This is a genomic window from Nocardioides sp. YIM 152315 (assembly GCF_029210375.1).
GTDB lineage: Bacteria > Actinomycetota > Actinomycetes > Propionibacteriales > Nocardioidaceae > Nocardioides.
Genome location: NZ_JARGER010000002.1, coordinates 1 through 1,467, shown reverse-complemented (window position 1 = coordinate 1,467; position 1,467 = coordinate 1). Strand labels below are relative to the sequence as shown.

Annotated in this window: 1 protein-coding gene and 1 other annotated feature; the gene reads left to right on the top strand. The window is 67.3% G+C overall.

Features of this window, described 5'->3' with window-relative positions:
* The first annotated feature begins 55 nt into the window (after positions 1-55).
* Positions 56-1,353, top strand: a protein-coding gene (locus tag PZ894_RS00010) for an IS3 family transposase (RefSeq protein WP_275741178.1) whose coding sequence is annotated in 2 segments (ribosomal slippage) — positions 56-350 and positions 350-1,353 — 1,299 coding nt in all. Because the reading frame shifts where the segments join, the coding sequence is not laid out codon by codon here.
* Positions 334-483 (top strand) — a sequence feature (AL1L pseudoknot). It overlaps the preceding gene by 150 nt.
* Positions 1,354-1,467: the final 114 nt, after the last annotated feature.

Genomic DNA, 1,467 nt, shown 5'->3' with positions numbered 1-1,467 from the left:
TGAATCGCCCCGGGTCTGATGGAGGCTCTCAATCCTGGGAAGGATGATGAGAGTCATGGCAGCACCGAGGAAGTACAGCGTTGAGCTCCAGCAGCGGGCGACGCGGATGGCGATCGACGCCAGGAAGGACCCCGAGTCCGCTCGTGGGGCGATCAAGCGGGTCGCTGACCAGCTGGGTGTCCACCCCGAGGCCCTGCGGACGTGGGTCCGTCAGGCAGAGATCGACGGCGGCGTCCGGCCTGGCACCACGACCGATGACGCGCAGCGGCTGGCCGAGCTCGAGCGCGAGGTCCGTGAGCTGCGCCGAGCCAACGAGATCCTGAAGACCAGCGCTGCTTTTTTCGCGGCCGCGGAGCTCGACCGCAAGATCAAGTAGAAGTGCCCACCGCGGTGCTGGTCGACTACATCGACCAGCACCGCGACCGGTTCGGGGTCGAGCCGATCTGCATGGTGTTGAAGGACGCCGGCGTGCAGATCGCCCCGAGCACCTACTACGCCGCGAAGAAGCGCCCGCCCTCGACACGCGCGGTGCGCGACGCCGAGCTGGTCGTCGACATCAAGACTGCGCACAAGGCCAACCTCGGTGTCTACGGCGCCCGCAAGATCCATGCCGAGCTCAACCGTGAAGGCGTCAGCGTGGCCCGCTGCACCGTCGAGCGGTTGATGCGCGCCGAGGGGCTGCGTGGGATCCCGCGGGAGAAGACCCGCAAGACCACCATCGGCGACGGGGCCGAGACCGAGCGTCCCGAGGACAAGGTCAAGCGGAAGTTCGTCGCGACCGCACCAAACCAGCTCTGGGTAGCGGATCTGACCTACGTCCGCACGCACGCGGGCTGGACCTACGTGGCGTTCGTCCTCGACGTGTTCAGCCGGATGATCGTGGGCTGGCAGGCGTCGACCTCGCTGCGCACCGATCTGGCGTTGGACGCCCTCGACATGGGCCTGTGGGCCCGGCAGAGGTCCGGGCAGGACGTCACCGGCCTGATCCACCACTCCGATAGGGGCGTGCAGTATCGAGCGATTCGCTACACCGAGCGGCTCGCCGAAGCGGAAGCCGTCGCGTCCGTCGGGTCGAAGGGCGACAGCTATGACAACGCGATGGCCGAGGCGCTCAACTCGCTGTTCAAGGCCGAGTGCATCCGCAACCCCGTGATGCGGCCCAAGGGCGGCTGGAAGAACGTCGGCGACGTAGAGATCGCCGTCGCCGAATACGTCGACTGGTACAACCATCGACGCCTGCACGGCGAGATCGGGCTCATCCCGCCAGCCGAGTTCGAGACCAACCACTGGGCATCCCAGCCCGCAGAGCACTACCGTCAAGACCCGGTCCTCACCGAGGCCGGAACCAACTAACCGAGCCTCCACGAAACCCGGGGCGAGTCACGACCTCGCCGACACCGTGGCCGATGCGTCGGTGTGGTCGATGGATGCCGCCGAGACCGGGGCGACGCTGGTCGAGCTCACCCG